The sequence below is a fragment of the Shouchella clausii genome (assembly GCF_002250115.1).
In the GTDB taxonomy this organism is placed as follows: domain Bacteria; phylum Bacillota; class Bacilli; order Bacillales; family Bacillaceae_D; genus Shouchella; species Shouchella clausii.
The window spans coordinates 4,459,534-4,475,658 of record NZ_CP019985.1; the positions used below are offsets into that span (position 1 = coordinate 4,459,534).

11 protein-coding genes are annotated in these 16,125 nt (G+C 45.6%); 5 read left to right on the top strand and 6 right to left on the bottom strand.

The features are described 5' to 3' along the window. Positions 1-3: 3 nt before the first annotated feature. From BC8716_RS21960 to BC8716_RS21985, 6 genes are all read right to left on the bottom strand, one after another. Positions 4-1,662 (bottom strand): glycerol-3-phosphate dehydrogenase/oxidase, encoded by a 1,659-nt coding sequence (locus tag BC8716_RS21960; protein WP_094429087.1) that lies wholly within the window; start codon positions 1,660-1,662, stop codon positions 4-6. A gap of 277 nt (positions 1,663-1,939) precedes the next feature. Next, positions 1,940-3,442 (bottom strand): glycerol kinase GlpK, encoded by a 1,503-nt coding sequence (glpK, locus tag BC8716_RS21965; RefSeq protein ID WP_094429088.1) that lies wholly within the window; start codon positions 3,440-3,442, stop codon positions 1,940-1,942. Between the two features lie 127 nt (positions 3,443-3,569). After that, entirely contained in the window at positions 3,570-4,823 is a 1,254-nt protein-coding gene (locus BC8716_RS21970; protein ID WP_169715984.1) for an ATP-binding protein, read from the bottom strand. A gap of 77 nt (positions 4,824-4,900) precedes the next feature. Continuing rightward, entirely contained in the window at positions 4,901-6,778 is a 1,878-nt protein-coding gene (locus tag BC8716_RS21975; protein WP_094429090.1) for an ABC transporter ATP-binding protein, read from the bottom strand. A 2-nt stretch (positions 6,779-6,780) separates the two neighbouring features. Then, the gene (locus tag BC8716_RS21980; protein ID WP_094429091.1) at positions 6,781-8,499 is read right to left on the bottom strand and encodes an ABC transporter ATP-binding protein; all 1,719 of its coding nucleotides are present in this window, start codon (positions 8,497-8,499) and stop codon (positions 6,781-6,783) included. Positions 8,500-9,203: 704 nt separating this feature from the next. After that, entirely contained in the window at positions 9,204-11,231 is a 2,028-nt protein-coding gene (locus BC8716_RS21985; protein WP_094429092.1) for a HelD family protein, read from the bottom strand. A 511-nt stretch (positions 11,232-11,742) separates the two neighbouring features. On the opposite strand from BC8716_RS21985, the gene BC8716_RS21990 reads away from it, so the two are divergent. From BC8716_RS21990 to proC, 5 genes are all read left to right on the top strand, one after another. Next, the gene (locus tag BC8716_RS21990) at positions 11,743-12,681 is read left to right on the top strand and encodes a phosphate/phosphite/phosphonate ABC transporter substrate-binding protein (RefSeq protein WP_094429093.1); all 939 of its coding nucleotides are present in this window, start codon (positions 11,743-11,745) and stop codon (positions 12,679-12,681) included. A 120-nt stretch (positions 12,682-12,801) separates the two neighbouring features. Then, positions 12,802-13,602, top strand: a complete 801-nt coding sequence (phnC, locus tag BC8716_RS21995) for a phosphonate ABC transporter ATP-binding protein (RefSeq protein WP_094429094.1) — start codon at positions 12,802-12,804, stop codon at positions 13,600-13,602. Next, positions 13,571-14,359 carry a phosphonate ABC transporter, permease protein PhnE gene (gene phnE, locus BC8716_RS22000; protein WP_094429095.1) on the top strand — a complete coding sequence of 263 codons (789 nt, stop codon included), beginning with the start codon at positions 13,571-13,573 and terminating at the stop codon, positions 14,357-14,359. The genes phnC and phnE (BC8716_RS22000) overlap by 32 nt, the downstream gene beginning before the upstream one ends. Next, positions 14,356-15,159, top strand: a complete 804-nt coding sequence (gene phnE, locus BC8716_RS22005; protein WP_094429096.1) for a phosphonate ABC transporter, permease protein PhnE — start codon at positions 14,356-14,358, stop codon at positions 15,157-15,159. The genes phnE (BC8716_RS22000) and phnE (BC8716_RS22005) overlap by 4 nt, the downstream gene beginning before the upstream one ends. A 93-nt stretch (positions 15,160-15,252) precedes the next feature. Beyond that, positions 15,253-16,050, top strand: coding sequence for a pyrroline-5-carboxylate reductase (gene proC, locus BC8716_RS22010; RefSeq protein ID WP_094429097.1), 798 nt, complete (start codon positions 15,253-15,255; stop codon positions 16,048-16,050). Positions 16,051-16,125: the final 75 nt, after the last annotated feature.

A 16,125-nucleotide genomic window follows, 5' to 3' on the forward strand; every position in this document is an offset into this window, starting at 1 on the left:
CGCTTAGCCGATATCCTCAAGCGTGTGTATCCGCCATTGTTCTGCCAACTCAGCCTCGTAAATGGCCCGCTGTTTGTCACTCCACTTTAAAACAGAAGCCATTGCCTCCACAATCTTGTCTTTATAAGCGTTGGCTTTGTCAATATCAAAGAGCATATAGGAAGAGCGGCGTAGTAAGAAATCGACAGGCGTGAGCGCCATTTCATAGGCCATCGCGTAACGGAGCGACGCCCATACCGCTTTTGGAAGCCCGTATTTCTCTGCTTCCCCATCATTTAGAAACGCAAACACGTGCGTGACATTTGAGCCGTAACGTGTGACAAGTTCAGCTGCTTCTGCCTCTTCTAAGCCAAGGGTTTTTCCAGCTTCAATATGGGCAGCATTAAACATGTCGAGCTGGTCCGATCCACCTACTTCTCCACCTGATAAAACAAGTTTTTTTGTCTGGCACGGTTTATAGACAGCACCTGTTTCTTGTTCAAGTTCTTTGGCGACGATTGAGACAATATTGTCGGCCATTTTTCGGTAACCAGTCAGTTTGCCGCCTGCTATCGTCATAAGCCCGCTGTCTGAGTGGAAAATTTCATCTTTCCGTGAAATATCGGACGGGCTTTTGCCTTCTTCATGAATGAGGGGCCGCAACCCTGACCAGCTCGACTCAATATCGGCATTTGTGAGCTGATATCCTGGGAATAAGGCATTAGTTGCTTTCATAATATAGTCGACATCTTCTTTCGTCACACCAGGTTCCCGTTTATCGCCTTCATAATTTGTATCGGTTGTGCCTACATAAACTTTTTCACCGCGCGGGATCGCAAACATCATGCGACCATCGCCAAAAGGCGTGTCAAAATAAAGCGCTTGGTTTAAAGGCAATCTTTTTTTGGATAATACCAAATGGACGCCTTTCGTCAAATGGATCGTTTTTCCGGTCTTTGAGCGGTCTTGCTCACGCAAATGGTCGACCCATGGCCCCGTTGCATTGACGACTTTTTTGGCCTGGATCGTAACAGCTTCGCCAGTCAGCAAATCACGGGCGATGACGCCAGTAATTTTCCCTTGGTCATAAATAAATCCTTCCGCTTTTACATAGTTCGCTAATTTTGCGCCTTTTTCAGCTGCTGTTTTCGCAATTTCAATCGTTAAGCGGGCGTCGTCCGTGCGGTATTCGACATACATACCGGCGCCGCGAAGGCCGTCTTTTGCCAAAATCGGCTCTTTTTTTAATGCATCTTTCGCCTTCATCATCGTGCGCCGTTCTGCTTTCTTGACGCCTGCAAGTCGATCGTAGACAGCAAGCCCGATTGACGTTGTTAACGCATTAAACGTACCGCCTTTGTAAAACGGCAACATCATTCGCACTGGCTCTGTAACATGGGGTGCATTTTCATAGACGATCGCCCGCTCAGTCCCAACTTCCGCAACTAGTTTTACTTCAAATTGCTTTAAATAACGAAGGCCGCCATGGATCAATTTTGTCGACCGGCTTGACGTTCCTGCCGCAAAATCTTGCATTTCAATCAAGCCGACATCGATCCCTCGTGTTGCCGCGTCCAAAGCGGCCCCTACTCCAGTAATGCCACCGCCAATAATTAACAGATCTAACTGTTTGTCTTCCATGGTTGCGATTGCTTTTTCTCTTGTCTTTGCTGAAAACGCCATCTCGATTCCTCCAATATTTGAACGGAAAAAGGGACCACAACAAACAAAACAGGCCTTTTGGCGCCTATTGAATGCTGTGATCCCTCAAATCCTCAGATCCGTTCATTAACTTACATTCATTATAGCGCACTTAAGCCGCTGCGTAAACATTTAGCTGTTTTCCACTCAGTGTTCCCTGCTAACGCCTCTTTGAAACCATAGAAAAAAGCAAACGCACAGGCTCCCGAAGGAAAAAACACCTGTGCGTTTTAGCTAAATGGAAAACCATATTGGCTAGTTATTTTGTCGGCTTAAAAGCCATTGTTGCCTCAATCGCTGTTTTCCAGCCACCATAAAGCTTTTCCCGCTCTGTTTTTTCCATCTCCGGCTCAAACGAACGGTCGATTTTCCATTTGTCGGCAATTTCCTGTTTGTCTTTCCAAACTCCGACAGCCAAGCCAGCCAAATAGGCCGCGCCAAGTGCAGTTGTTTCATTAATGGTTGGACGTTCAACAGGAGCATCGAGCAAATCGCTTTGAAACTGCATCAAAAAATTGTTCTTCACCACACCACCATCGGCACGAAGCTTTTTCGACTCTAAGCCAGAATCCGATTCCATTGCCTCCATCACGTCTTTTGTTTGGTACGCTAGTGCTTCTAACGTAGCGCGGACAATGTGTTCTCTCGTTGTTCCTCTTGTCAACCCATACATGGCACCACGTGCATCGCTGTCCCAATAAGGCGTTCCTAGTCCGACTAATGCAGGAACAACATAGACACCCTCCGAAGATTCAATCCGCTTTGCGTATGCTTCGCTATCCTCAGCACTCTCTAGCAGCTTGATGCCGTCGCGGAGCCATTGAATCGCAGAGCCAGCAACAAAAATGCTTCCTTCTAATGCATACTCTACTTTGCCATCAATCCCCCAGGCAATCGTCGTGAGCAAGCCATTCTCTGATGTAACGGCTTCATTGCCTGTGTTCATTAAAATAAAGCAACCTGTTCCGTATGTGTTTTTAACCATACCTTTTTCAAAACAAGCTTGGCCAAATAAAGCAGCACTTTGGTCACCGGCGACGCCAGCAATCGGTACCTGCTCCCCAAAGAAATGGTATTCCACCGTGTTGGCATATACTTCTGAAGATGACTTCACTTCAGGTAGCATCGCCTTAGGGATATCTAAAATCCGTAGCAACTCTTCGTCCCACTGCAAATCATGAATGTTATACATAAGCGTCCGTGCCGCATTTGAATAGTCGGTTACGTGAGCTTTGCCGCCGCTCAATTTCCAAATAAGCCATGAATCAATTGTGCCAAAGAGCAATTCGCCGTTTTCAGCCCGCTCCCGAGCGCCTTCCACATGGTCCAAAATCCATTTTACTTTTGTCCCTGAAAAATAAGGGTCAATCAGCAAGCCCGTTTTGCTGCGAAACGTTTCATTGTGCCCTGCATCACGCAATGTTTTGCAAATGTCTTCTGTTTGCCGCGACTGCCAAACGAGCGCATGGTAAACCGGCTTGCCTGTTTCTTTGTCCCATACAACCGTCGTTTCCCGTTGATTCGTAATGCCTATCGCTTCAATTTGCCGCGGTTCCACGTCTGTTTCTGTAAACAGGCCGGAAATGACAGAAAGCGTCGAGTTCCAAATTTCATTTGCATTGTGTTCCACCCAGCCTGGATGGGGAAAATACTGTTTAAATTCCTTTTGTACTGTATGGACGATTTCCCCTTCGTGGTTAAATAAAATCGACCGTGTGCTCGTCGTTCCCTGGTCAATTGCCAAAATGTATGTTTTCTCCATCCGTTAATCCTCGGACCTCCTTGATTTTTCGGTTGCATGTTCCCTTTTATTTATTTACCTGCCTGTTACCTTCTTTAAACAAGTCTATCCTCATTTCTGAATATTGCTTACAAGAAGCTACAAAGTTTTATTTGTCGTAAAGGGGGAGCATAATATGGACACATGTGCCCTTTTTTGGTTTGCTTGCATAAGAAACGTGGCCGCCCATCATTTCGATCATGCGGATGGAGACCATTGTTCCGATGCCTGTACCACTGTCTTTTGTCGTAAAATAGGCAGTGCCAATTTGTTTTAATTGCTCTTTTGTCATGCCAACCCCTGTATCCTCAATGGTTAGCAGCAGTTTCTTTTTAGCGGTTTTATCCAATTTAATCGACACCGATCCATTTGGAGGCGTTGCTTCGATGCCGTTCTTAATAAAATTGAGAAGCGCTTGTTTAAGCTTATTTTGGTCAGCCCATACCCAAAGCGTTTCTTCGCTGCTTTCGACAGACAACTGGACATGCCCTTTTGCAGCATAGGGCCTCAGTAGTGAGACAACGGAATGAACCGTTTCTCCTACTGAAAAAACACGTTGTTGGTCCATTTTAGGTTTTGCTGCACTTAAATATTCATTAATGATCGCTTCCGCCCGGTTCAATTCGCCGACAATTAATGCGTGGTATTGGTTTTTCTTTTCGCCTTCGGCCATCAGCTGGACAAAGCCTTTCACAACGGTTAGCGGATTTCTAACTTCGTGGGCAATCGTTGCCGCAAGTTCATTTAAGCTGTTGTACTTTTCGGCACGTAGCGATTCGGCAATAACTCGGTCTCTCTCAAGCAATGTTTCATATAGATAAGTAATTAAAAACATCGCACCAACGCCAAAAATCGCATAATAAACGGCCACTCCCCACATCGCAGGCAAGTAGCTATCTGTGAATAGCCACTGCATAATGATCAGCGATAAAGTTACTTGGATCAGCACTGGCCATAATGACACGAGGCTGACAAACTTGAGCCTTGGCCATTTGCTTGGCAACTGGTAAAACCTATTCGTAAAAATCGAAAACAATAAGGCACTTAGCAAAAAATGCACGAGGGCAAAACCGGTAAGGTCGCCGCCTACGATCAAGCGAAAAACGGCTGAAACGGCAGTTACGCCCCAGCCCGCCCGTTTGCCACCATATAAAAACGCGAGCAAAATGGGAATATAGCGTAAATCCCAGAAAACGTCTCCTTGGCGGATGGAAAAGGACATGCATAAAATCACAGCGCCACTCATGAAATGGAACATCGTAAGCGAACGCTGGATTTTCCAGCCCCCTTCGGCTTTTAAGCTATAAATGATTAAGGGAACCATAATCACAAACACATTGATAAGAAGCTTTTCAATAACCATGCATCCCACGTTCCCCTCGCACCATTTCTCTGAACTCATTCGACACTTTTCGGGGCAATCCTGCTTCTTGCTAAAATTTACAGGATTGCATCCATTTGTTTTGTTTGTTGCATCTCGTAATAAAACCCTTTTGTCGCCATCAGTTCATGGTGGCTTCCTACCTCGGTGACCTCTCCTCCCTGCAAAACAAGAATTTGGTCAGCGGCTTCAATCGTATTTAAGCGGTGGGCAATGACAAAGCTTGTACGCCCATGCATCAACCGTTTTAACGCTTCTTGGATCTTCATTTCCGTCACCGTATCAATACTGGATGTCGCTTCATCCAAAATCAGAATCGACGGGTTAGCAAGCAGCGCTCGGGCAATCGACAATAACTGTTTTTGCCCTTGGCTAATGCCGCTGCCATCTTGCAAAAGCATCGTATCGTATCCATTTGGCAAGTGGGAAATAAACCCATGAGCATTTGCCAACTTAGCCGCTTCTTCCACTTCTTGATCCGATGCCTCAAGGCGACCGTAGCGGATGTTTTCACGAATGGAGCCTTGAAACAAAAATGGATCCTGAAGAACAACGCCCATTTGCGAGCGTACATCGTCTTTTTTCAAGTTAGCAAGATTGTTTCCATCGATAAAAATCGCTCCCTCATTCACTGGGTAAAAACCAAGCAGCAAGTTAAGGATTGTCGTCTTCCCAGCTCCAGTAGGGCCGACAAAGGCAATCGTCTCCCCTGCTTTCGCAGTAAAGGAGACATTTTTGAGCGTTTCTGTAGCGCCATAGGAGAAACAGACATTTTGAAACGAGACATTTCCCTCTATTTGCTTGACCGTGATAGCGCCTGCTTGATCCGCTTCAGGCTCCTCATCGATTACCGCAAATACACGCTCCGCACCGGCTAGCGCTGATAAAACCGCATTAAACTGATTGGCAAGATCGTTTAGCGGCCGTGTAAACTGACGGGAATACTCGACAAACACGACAATCACACCAACCGTTACCCCAGCCGCTCCATGAACAGCAAGAAACCCACCAATCCCGGCAATAACGGCAAAACTGAGATTGTTCAACACATTCATTAGTTTTGGGATAAAACCAGAATAGACTTGCGCCCAGAAACCAGCATGACGCAACGCGCCATTATGTTCCTCAAACGCTTCTATAATCGTGTCTTCACGTGAAAAAGTTTTAACGACCGATTGGCCAGCAATGGTTTCTTCCGAATAGCCGTTAAGCTGTCCTAAGCTTTTTTGCTGCTCTTTAAAAAACACTTTTGTTCGCTTTGTAATCCAACGCATTCCTAAAACCATTAATGGCACAATGAATAAAGTGATCACTGTAAGCAAGGGCGACAAGTATAACATGACAGCTAGAATGCCAATAAAGGTGACGACACTTGAAATGATTTGCACAATGGACGAGTTCAGCGTCGCAGAAATATTCTCAATGTCGTTTGTCATACGGCTCATCAAATCTCCGTGCTTGTGTTTGTCAAAAAAACCGATTGGCAACTTTTGCAATTGGGCAAATAAATCTTTACGGATCGCAAACACAGTCGCCTGTGCGATTTTGACCATCATAAAGTTTTGCAAAAACGTTGATATGCTTAAAGCGGCGTAAGAACCAAGCAAAAAGAGCAATATGATCTCCAAACCGTCAAAATTAGTAGGAATGATATAGTCATCAATGACAACGCCGATTAAAAAAGGGCCGGCCAGCGTCAATACAGCGCTGGCAAAAACAAGTGCCATAACAAGAAAAAGCGCCCCTTTTTGCCTTGCCAAATAAGCGAAAATTCTTTTGGCCGCTCCTTTCCCATCCTTGGCCGTCTCCGGCCGTCCTCCAGCCCTGGCAGCGTGTGGATGTTGGGGCTGGCTGCTTGTTGCCTGAGACTGGCGGGACGCGCGCCAATTGATGGTTTTATAACGAAATGGCTCTGTTAATGCGGAACGAAGCCTCATCCTCACGCCTCCTTGCCATATTGCGACTTATAAATTTTTTTATAGAACGGCGATGACCGCAGCAACTCTTCGTGGCTGCCGAAGCCAACCAGTTCGCCGTATTCAAGCAATAAAATCCGGTCTGCCTGAATCGCCGTTGACAATTTTTGTGTAACCATCATCGTCGTGCATGGCTGTTGCTCTAACGCCGCGAGAAAACGGGCTTCTGTTTTCGCATCAAGGGCGCTTGTGCTGTCGTCAAGAAGCAACATTTTCGGCTTGCCTAGCAGGGCACGGGCAATGGAAATCCGCTGTTTTTGACCTCCTGACAAGTTGACGCCTTGCTGGCCAACAATCGTGTCGTACCCATCTGGCAAACGTACAATCGCCTCATGAATTTGCGCTACTTTAGCAACTGCTTCTATTTCTTCAGCGGATGCTTCTGGAAAGCCCCAGGCAATGTTTTCGCGGATCGTCCCGGAGAACAATCGGACCGCTTGCGGGACATAGCCAATTTGCCTGCGCAGCTTTTGAACTTGCCACGCCGTAACAGGCGTTCCATCAATGCGAACCGTTCCTTTGGTCGGTTCATAAAGTTTTGGGATGAGCTGGAATAAAGTAGACTTTCCAGAGCCTGTTTCCCCGAGGACGGCAACTGTTTCATTCGCCTTTACAGCGAAATCGATGTTTTTCAACACAAAGGGAGCCCCCTCTGCATAAGAAAACGATACATGCTCAAAGCGCAGCTCCCCTTTCATAGCCGGGGGCTCAGGCTTTTCCTCGCTTTCCTTCAGTTCGTCATCAGGTTCTAGCAGCACTTCCTCAATTCGCGTTGCCGAGGCTCTAGCCCGGGAAAAGACGATGATAATCATCGAAAAAACGGTTAAAGCAGAAGTAATTCGCGTTGCATAATTGACAATCGCCACAACATCGCCAACTTGGGTCGCACCATTACCAATGTCAATGCTTCCAAACCAAAGCACAAGCAAAATCGAGCCGTTCATTAAAAACAGCAAAACAGGCAATGTTAATTCCATTAGGCGAAAAGCTTTTACCGTCCGGTCCATCAGATTGTTGCTTTCCCGAAAAAAACGCTTCGCCTCCTCGGCTTTGCGCACAAAAACGCGGATCACACGAATGCCAGTCAAATTTTCTCGTACCACATGGTTCACTGAATCGACTTTTGCTTGAACGTCACTAAAAATATGTACGCCTTTTTTTAAAATCCACATTAAAAAGAGGATGATCGGTGGAATCGTAATGAATAAAAACAATGCTAAACGGGCATTGACGGCAAATGCCATCACGCATCCGCCAACAATAAGCAACGGTGCTCTAGCCATAATGCGTAGGCTCATGAAAACCGTATTTTGGATTTGTGTTACGTCATTAGACAACCTTGTCATCAAAGAGGATGTTTCAAATGGCTGCAATTTTTCAAGGCTCGAACGCTGGATCGTTTTAAACATCGCATTGCGGATATCAAACCCTGTGCTTTGGCCGGCGTGGCCTGCATAAAAGGAGTTTAGCACGCCGGCTATAAACGCTAATAACGAAAGGCCGACCAGTACGCCCCCCCATACAAAAACAGTCTTTAAATCATTTTCGATAATCCCGTCGTCAATGATCCGGGCAAGCAAAAGCGGTTGAATGAGTTCCACAGCCAACTCAAGCAACATAAAAGCAAAAGCAATCACTGCTGCTGCTTTATAAGGAAGCAAATAGGAAAAAACAGTTTTCACAGTAACGCCCCTCTTCCTGCACCAACCACCACAGTTCTTATTTTATATTATTTTCCTATCATAGCTTATTTTTTGTCTTCGTTCTATTATATTACCCTATAGCCGAAAGCAATATCGCCCATTCATTTGTTCTAACTGAATGGCAAGGTGCCCGCAGACTGAACGTCCTCTACCGTTGTTGTTGCTTTGAGTAGGAAGCGCTAAACTGTTTTTATAAAGTGAACAGTCTTCCTGGAAATAAAAAAACTTTCTGGGGAGATCCCGCAGAAAGTTTACGCTGCAACGAACAACGATAAGGTTATTTTGCCTACTAAACTATGCTCCCGCCGACATTGCAAGTAAAACAGCTCCTACTACACCGACCACAAAAACGGCTGAAAGGATTTTCACAAACTTTGCGTTCACTAAAGTCACTCCCTATTGCAATCTAGCTTGAACGAAAGAAATTAGCCGCTTAACCAAACAGCTCGACGTTATTTGACACTTTTCTTAAGTATACAACGGCTAGCACTTAGAAACTATGTAAATTTATCTTTATCATCTCCAAATTTAGCAAAAAACGTTCGGAAACTGACAGCTCCTTCCTTTTAAGCAGGACTTACTAACAGAAAGATCGTATGTGAACATCTTCATAATGAGCAAGACACCTGCTTTCCTACTGACATATAGCTAGCAAAAAAGACGAGGTGTCCGCTCATTGACAATCAAGTAGCCAAGATCGGGGACAACTCACCGTCATACCAGACAGTCAATTCATGAAGGGCCCGTGTGCAGCCAACATACAATAGTTTTTTATGGAGTTCATCACAAGGGTAATGGTCGTTTGTCACATCAGCTAGTAAGACAGCATCAAATTCAAACCCTTTTGAAAGATAAACAGGCAAAACAGAAATGCCGCCCTCATACCTTTCTCCTCCCGCTATAAGCAAATGGGCATTAAGACCCGCTCCTTGTAGCTGCCTGCAAATGGCTTTGCTTGCTCTTTCCGTACGTGTAAGAATAGCAATGGTTTGTGTTTGTTTATCCTGCATCGCCTTTACCCAGTGCGCAACATGTTCTGTCGGCCTCTGTTCCACCACCACGTCTTGCCCGCTGCGAAAAACAGGTTTTGCTGGCGCAGGAGCGAAAGCCATTTGCTGAAGAATCCGGTTCGAAAATTCAATAATTTCCATTGTTGACCGGTAACTCCGCTCCATTTGTACATAGGAAACGTTGTTAGCAAATACCTCTTCAAAGGCTGCCCAGTCGGAAATCCCTTCGTCCCCGTGAATCCCTTGGGCTAGATCCCCTAATATCGTAAATCCTCCTGCGCGTGTTCGCTCTTTTAAAACAGCTAGCATAAAAGGGGATACATCTTGCGCTTCATCGATAACAACATGGTCGAAGCGAGCGTCGCGCTCAATTCCGTAAAGCTGTTGGTGCATGTACACAAGTGGAGCTATATCTTCGTAGCCTAACAGCCTCTCTTTCAGACCAACAGGTACTGGCAGTTGCTGTTCTTTTAAAAAAGCGGTGTACAACTTAGCAAGATCAGGCTTGGGCCAGTAGGAAAGAAAGGAGCGCAAACGTTTAAGCGCCTCCGACTTAAAAGCCTGTTGTTCTTTTTTGTCTTCAAAGCGCTTTGCTTCGATCTCAATCCATCGTTTTGCGCGGGCATGAAAGCGCTCCCGTCGTTTCATTGGCGGCGAAGCGGCAAAATCTTGCTCAATCCACTGTTTCATTGTTTCTTTGGCCAGCACGCAGCCGTCCCATGGGCAAAAATCTTTTTTTGGCACCCTCTCTCCTACATAAGCATCGATAAAATGACGCAATTGCTTTTGGCATGCAAGCGAACCTTTATAAGCAAGCACATCTTCTGAATGCTGATCAAGTTTCGATTCAAATTGATTGGCCAAGCGTTTTTTCGTGTCATGAAGCTGGTAAGAAGAACCAAGCACCGACAACCCCCAGTTGGCAAATGTACTTTGGGCAATCGTTCCTACTCCGAGCTCCGGCAGGACGTGTGAAATATAATCGAGAAACATCGCGTTTGGCGCAAAAATCACCATTTTCTCAGCCCGCAACTGCTCTCGAAATTCATACAACAAATAGGCAAGGCGATGCAAAGCGACTGTCGTTTTCCCGCTTCCAGCAGCTCCTTGGATAATAAGCGGTTCTTTTATTGCATGGCGAATGATCGCGTTTTGTTCTGCTTGAATAGTCGCGACAATGTCTTTCAATTTGTTGTCTTTTTGCTCGCTTAATTTATATAACAAAAATTCATCGCCGCCGCTCATTTCTTGGCCTTTCACATAGCTATCCACGACCCGCTGCAGACGACGATTTCGAATCACAATGTTTCGCTTCAGCAAAATTTCACCTTCGACAACGCCTTCCGGTGATTGATAGAAAACATCTTCCTCACTTCCTGTAAACGAATAAAACAGCGAGGCAACCGGCGCGCGCCAATCAATCACGAACGGATCGCCGCTGTCTTCATTGTGAACGCCGACTTTTCCAATATAGAGCGCTTTTGTTTCCTGGTCCCACTCACAGAAGTCGAGCCTGCCAAAATACGGTTCTTGTCTAGCTGAATGAAGGGCTGTACGGAGATGTTCACGCCTATCTTCCAGCACTTGTTCCGTAAAATCACTACCGCGGTAGCGCGGCATCTGCTCCAACTTATCGCCTAGTTCATCCAGTTGGGCAAGCGTCGCTTGCAACTGCGTCTCTTCGGCTTCAAATATGGACATCGTATCACTCCTCATAAAAGTTCTTCTCTATTGTCGCGAAAAACGAAAAAAAAGAATAGACTTTTTCTTTTCGTTTTGGTAAGCTTTATATAGTTCAAGTGCCAAAAATAAATATCCCATTATATGGAAACCTTCACCAAAGATTCGCTCTTTTGGTGAAGGTTTTTTGTATGTTGTCTGATGATCTTCCATTGTTTTTTAAAGCACGTTTACAATAAAAACATTGATTCTATAAAATCCGTGTTTGCTTTTCCTCTATAATAAAATGGGGTTTGTTTGTAAAAAGATCGATCGATTAGGAGGCTGATACCAGACATAACAGGACTTTTGCCGTATTCTTGTCGAACAGCGATTGAACAACTAAAAAGTGGCTTTACGACTCTTACTTCAGCTTTCTGATTGATACAATCGCACTCGTTGTCGAAAAAACGATTCTTGACGGTTTCACAAACAAATTCTACAATTATCGAGAAAGCTACATTTTTAACGAATAATTAGGGGGACAATCACATTGAAAAAGAAAGTTTTTGGCTCGTCACTTGTAGCTGTTACTGCCCTTGTTCTTGCCGCGTGCGGCGGAAATGACACGAACGCAGGTAACGGAGGCGACAGTGAGGACGGCTATTCGCCAACAGATGTTCTAAAAGTGCAATTTGTTCCATCACAAAACGCTGAAAATCTTGATGTGATTGCAGCGCCGCTAGAAGAGCTGCTCTCAGAAAGGCTAGATATTGACGTAGAGGTGTCTGTGTCGACAGACTATCCATCTGTTGTAACAGCGATGGGTTCAAAAACGATTGATGTCGGTTTCTTGCCGCCAAATGCCTATGTAACAGCCAATGAAGAAGGCTATGCAGATGTACTGCTCCAATCGTTGCGCTATGGTGTAAATGAAGAGGACGGATCGCCAACGGACGAGCTAGTTGGCTCGTACAAATCTCAATTTGTCGTGATGGCAGACTCTGATATCGAGTCGCTTGAAGATTTAGAAGGCAAAACAATCGCTTTCCAAGGCGCCACTTCCTCAGCAGGATATGTATGGCCAGCAGCTTCTTTGCTTGACGCAGGCATTGACCCGCAAAATGACGTAAATGGCGTCGAATTTCAAGGGCACGATGCTGCGCTTATTGCGCTTCTTAATGGTGAAGTCGACGCAGCCGTAACTTTCCAAGATGCACGTAATACGATTAAAGAAGAATTCCCTGATGTGTGGGAGCAAACCCGAGTTGTAGCTTTAACAGAAGACATTCCGAATGATACCGTTTCCGTTCGCTCTGATCTGTCTCAGGAGTGGCGAGACAAAATTGCTGATGCCTTTATTGATATCGGCGAAGATCCAGAAGGGCGCCAAATCATTTTTGATATTTATTCCCACGAAGGGTACGAACGTTCAGAGGACAGCAATTTTGACATCGTCCGTGATTATGCGGAACGAATCCAACAACCATAAGGATCAATAGAACGTTACTTTCATTTATTCATAGCGAGAGTCCGCCTTGCGGGCTCTCCACTTATGTATTGTATTGCCATTTCCCTATCATGATCAGTTTATAAGAGAGTTGGGATACCGATGATCGAAATAAAAAATGTATCGAAAACATATCCAAACGGGACGAAAGGCTTAAAAAATATTGATTTAACGATTGAGCGCGGCGAATTTGTCGTCGTCGTCGGCCTGTCGGGGGCGGGAAAATCAACATTGCTTCGTTCCATTAACCGTTTAAATGAAATTACTGACGGCGAAATTCTCATTGACGGCCTATCCATTACGAAAGCAAAAGGAAAGGAATTGCGGCAAATACGGCAAAGAACGGCGATGATTTTTCAGAGCTTTAATCTCGTAAAACGTTCCTCTGTCTTGCGCAACGTGCTGTCAGGCCGCGTCGGTTACCATGGAACATTGCGGACCGTTTTAAATTTATTTCCTAAGCAGGATGTCGAGCTTGCCTTGCAAGCGCTCAACCGTGTCAATATCCTTGAAAAAGCCTATTCCCGAGCAAGTGATTTGTCTGGCGGCCAACAACAGCGTGTAGCAATTGCTAGAGCACTTGCACAAGAACCGAGCGTCATTTTAGCAGACGAACCAACTGCTTCTCTCGACCCATTGACAACGAAACAAGTTATGGACGATTTAAAACGGATTAATAAAGAAGACAAGATTACAACGATTGTCAACTTGCATTTTATCGATTTGGCGCGAGAGTATGCGACACGGATTATTGGCCTCCGGGCTGGCGAGGTTGTATTTGACGGTCCTGTCTCAGAAGCAACAGATGAAAAATTTGCTGAAATTTACGGGCGCCCGATTCAAGAGGACGAGCTCTTAGGGGAGGAATTGGATGAACCAGCAAGCGAACCTGCCAGTCAATAAGCCCCCCCGGACAAAGCTTTATATGACATTGTTGCTGCTATTTGCCCTTATAGGCGCGAGCGCTTGGTACATAGATGCAAACCCGCTCATTATTTTAAGCAAGTGGCAAAATGTATTCGAACTCGTCTTTAAAATGTTTCCACCTGATATGACTTTTTTTGTGAATGCGACACAGGCAATGCTTGATACGATCCGAATGGCATTAATTGGTACGACGATAGGAGGAATTATCTCCATTCCGATTTTATTCCTTTGCGCACACAATATTGTCAATACGCCTTGGATTTACCAACCTGCCCGGATTGTCTTGAATATGCTGCGGACAGTGCCAGATTTGTTGCTCGCCGCGATCTTCGCCGCCATTCTTGGTTTCAACACATTAGCCGGCGTAGTGGCGCTCAGCATCTTTTCAATCGGGATCATCGCCAAGCTTTCCTTTGAGGCGGTGGAAAACATTGACCAGGGGCCGTTGGAATCGATGACATCAGTTGGCGCCAACAAAATCCAATGGATCGTCTTTGGCGTCGTTCCGCAAGTGTTGCCTCAATTTACGTCCTATGTTCTATACACATTCGAAATTAATGTTCGTGCCGCTGCGATTTTAGGGTTAGTTGGAGCTGGAGGCATTGGACTTTTATACAAACAGGCAATTGGCTTTTACAATTTTGACCAAGTATTGGCGTTAATCCTTTATACATTTTTAGTTGTATTGCTAATCGATTTTATTAGCTTAAAAATTCGGGAGCGTCTCATATGAGTGATTTAAGAAGCACAATCGAAAAGCCGAAAAAGCGACGGATTAAATCAGCCGCGATTATTCTTGGGCTGTTGCTGCTTTACATTTGGGGCTTTGGCGGCATTGATTATAGCGGGATTACGAAAAATGCCTGGGTGATTACAGGCGCGATCATGGACGGATTTTTAAATCCTGATTGGTCTTATGTATACCGCCCAGGCGAAGTCGATTTAATTTCAAATTTGCTTGAAACGTTTGCAATTGCTCTAGTTGGCATTAGCCTCTCTGTCGTTCTTTCTTTTCCAATTGCATTTTGGGCAGCGAGAAACTTAAGCGTGAAGCGAATTGTCTCAGGATCAGGGAAGTCCTTTTTGAGCTTTTTCCGTACATTCCCTGATATGGTCATGGCGTTGCTATTTATTGCGATTGTAGGCCCAGGCCCGTACGCTGGAATGCTCGCCCTTGGCTTTAGTGCGGTCGGCATGCTTGGCAAATTATATGCCGAAGAAATTGAATCGATTGATCCTGGCCCTGCAGAAGCGCTCGTTGCCGCTGGGGCAAACAAATTGCAAATTCTTTGGTTCGCGGTCGTTCCCCAAGTGTTGCCTGGCTTTATTTCTGCGACATTGTATCGTTTTGAAATCAATATGCGCTCGGCTTCGACACTTGGAGTGGTCGCTGCTGGAGGGATTGGCACGCCGCTTTTGTTTGCCATTCAAGGCAGAAGTTGGGACCGTGTCGGCATTATTTTGATTGGCTTAGTCGTATTTGTGTTGATCATTGATTTAATTTCTAGCGCCTTGCGCAAAAAAGTCGTGTAATTTTCAGTTTGACGCTTGTTAGCTAAAACGGAGATCCTTTCCAGTCTGACCGATGTGAGCTGGCATGCATGATTCTTTTGAGGAGGACAAACGTTGCCATCGATTTTATTTATTGGCGCTGGCCGCATGGCTGAAGCAATTTTTTCGGGGTTGTTGCGCCAGCCTAAACAACCATTTGACTCAATTTATGTCACCAATCGCACGAACAAAGAGCGCCTTGGCGAGCTAGCACAACGTTATGCCATTACGCCAGTTGACAAACATGGAGCGATTGCCGCAAAGGCAGATGTCCTTCTGTTAGCGATGCCACCGTCTGCCCATGGAGAAGTCCTTTCCGAGTTGGCCCCTATGATTCGCGACCAACTCATCATCACCGTTGCCGCTGGGATTGGGCCGAGTGACATGGAAGGACAATTGCCGGAAGGAACAGCGGCGGCATGGATTATGCCGAATACGGCGGCACAAGTTGGCGCATCGATCAGCCTTTACGCATTCGGGAAAAACGTATCTGGGAAGCAAAAGCTGCTAGTGAAAGAGATTGTTCACGCCATCGGAGCAGGGGAAGAGCTTTCAGAAGAGCAAATTCATAATTTGACCGCCATCACAGGCAGTGCGCCAGCTTTTGTCTATGAATTCGCGCTGCAACTTGAAAAATTGGCTTCATCCTACGGCATCACCGATAAACAAGCGCGACATTTGGTGGAAACGATGCTTGCCGGCAGCGTAAAGATGTTGGAAACGGGCGCTCCCCCACAAGAACTGCGTGACCAAGTGACGACGCCTGGCGGTGCGACTGAAGCAGGGCTTGTTTCCCTTGGCAACGACCAATTTTCCGCGATGCTTGAACGTGCGGTTCACGCTGTGACAGACCACGCAAAAAACAGAAATTAAACACTACATGGATCTTTACAAGAAAGCGCCCGATAATGGACGAAAAACCGCTGATAGCAAACACTGTTATCAGCG

Coding starts and splice junctions, on each gene's coding strand:
- phnE (WP_094429095.1), top strand. CDS start 13,571: ATGAACCAGCAAGCGAACCTGCCAGTCAATAAGCCCCCCCGGACAAAG.
- BC8716_RS21975 (WP_094429090.1), bottom strand. CDS start 6,778: ATGAGGCTTCGTTCCGCATTAACAGAGCCATTTCGTTATAAAACCATC.
- phnC (WP_094429094.1), top strand. CDS start 12,802: ATGATCGAAATAAAAAATGTATCGAAAACATATCCAAACGGGACGAAA.
- BC8716_RS21985 (WP_094429092.1), bottom strand. CDS start 11,231: ATGTCCATATTTGAAGCCGAAGAGACGCAGTTGCAAGCGACGCTTGCC.
- BC8716_RS21960 (WP_094429087.1), bottom strand. CDS start 1,662: ATGGCGTTTTCAGCAAAGACAAGAGAAAAAGCAATCGCAACCATGGAA.
- BC8716_RS21970 (WP_169715984.1), bottom strand. CDS start 4,823: ATGGTTATTGAAAAGCTTCTTATCAATGTGTTTGTGATTATGGTTCCC.
- glpK (WP_094429088.1), bottom strand. CDS start 3,442: ATGGAGAAAACATACATTTTGGCAATTGACCAGGGAACGACGAGCACA.
- phnE (WP_094429096.1), top strand. CDS start 14,356: ATGAGTGATTTAAGAAGCACAATCGAAAAGCCGAAAAAGCGACGGATT.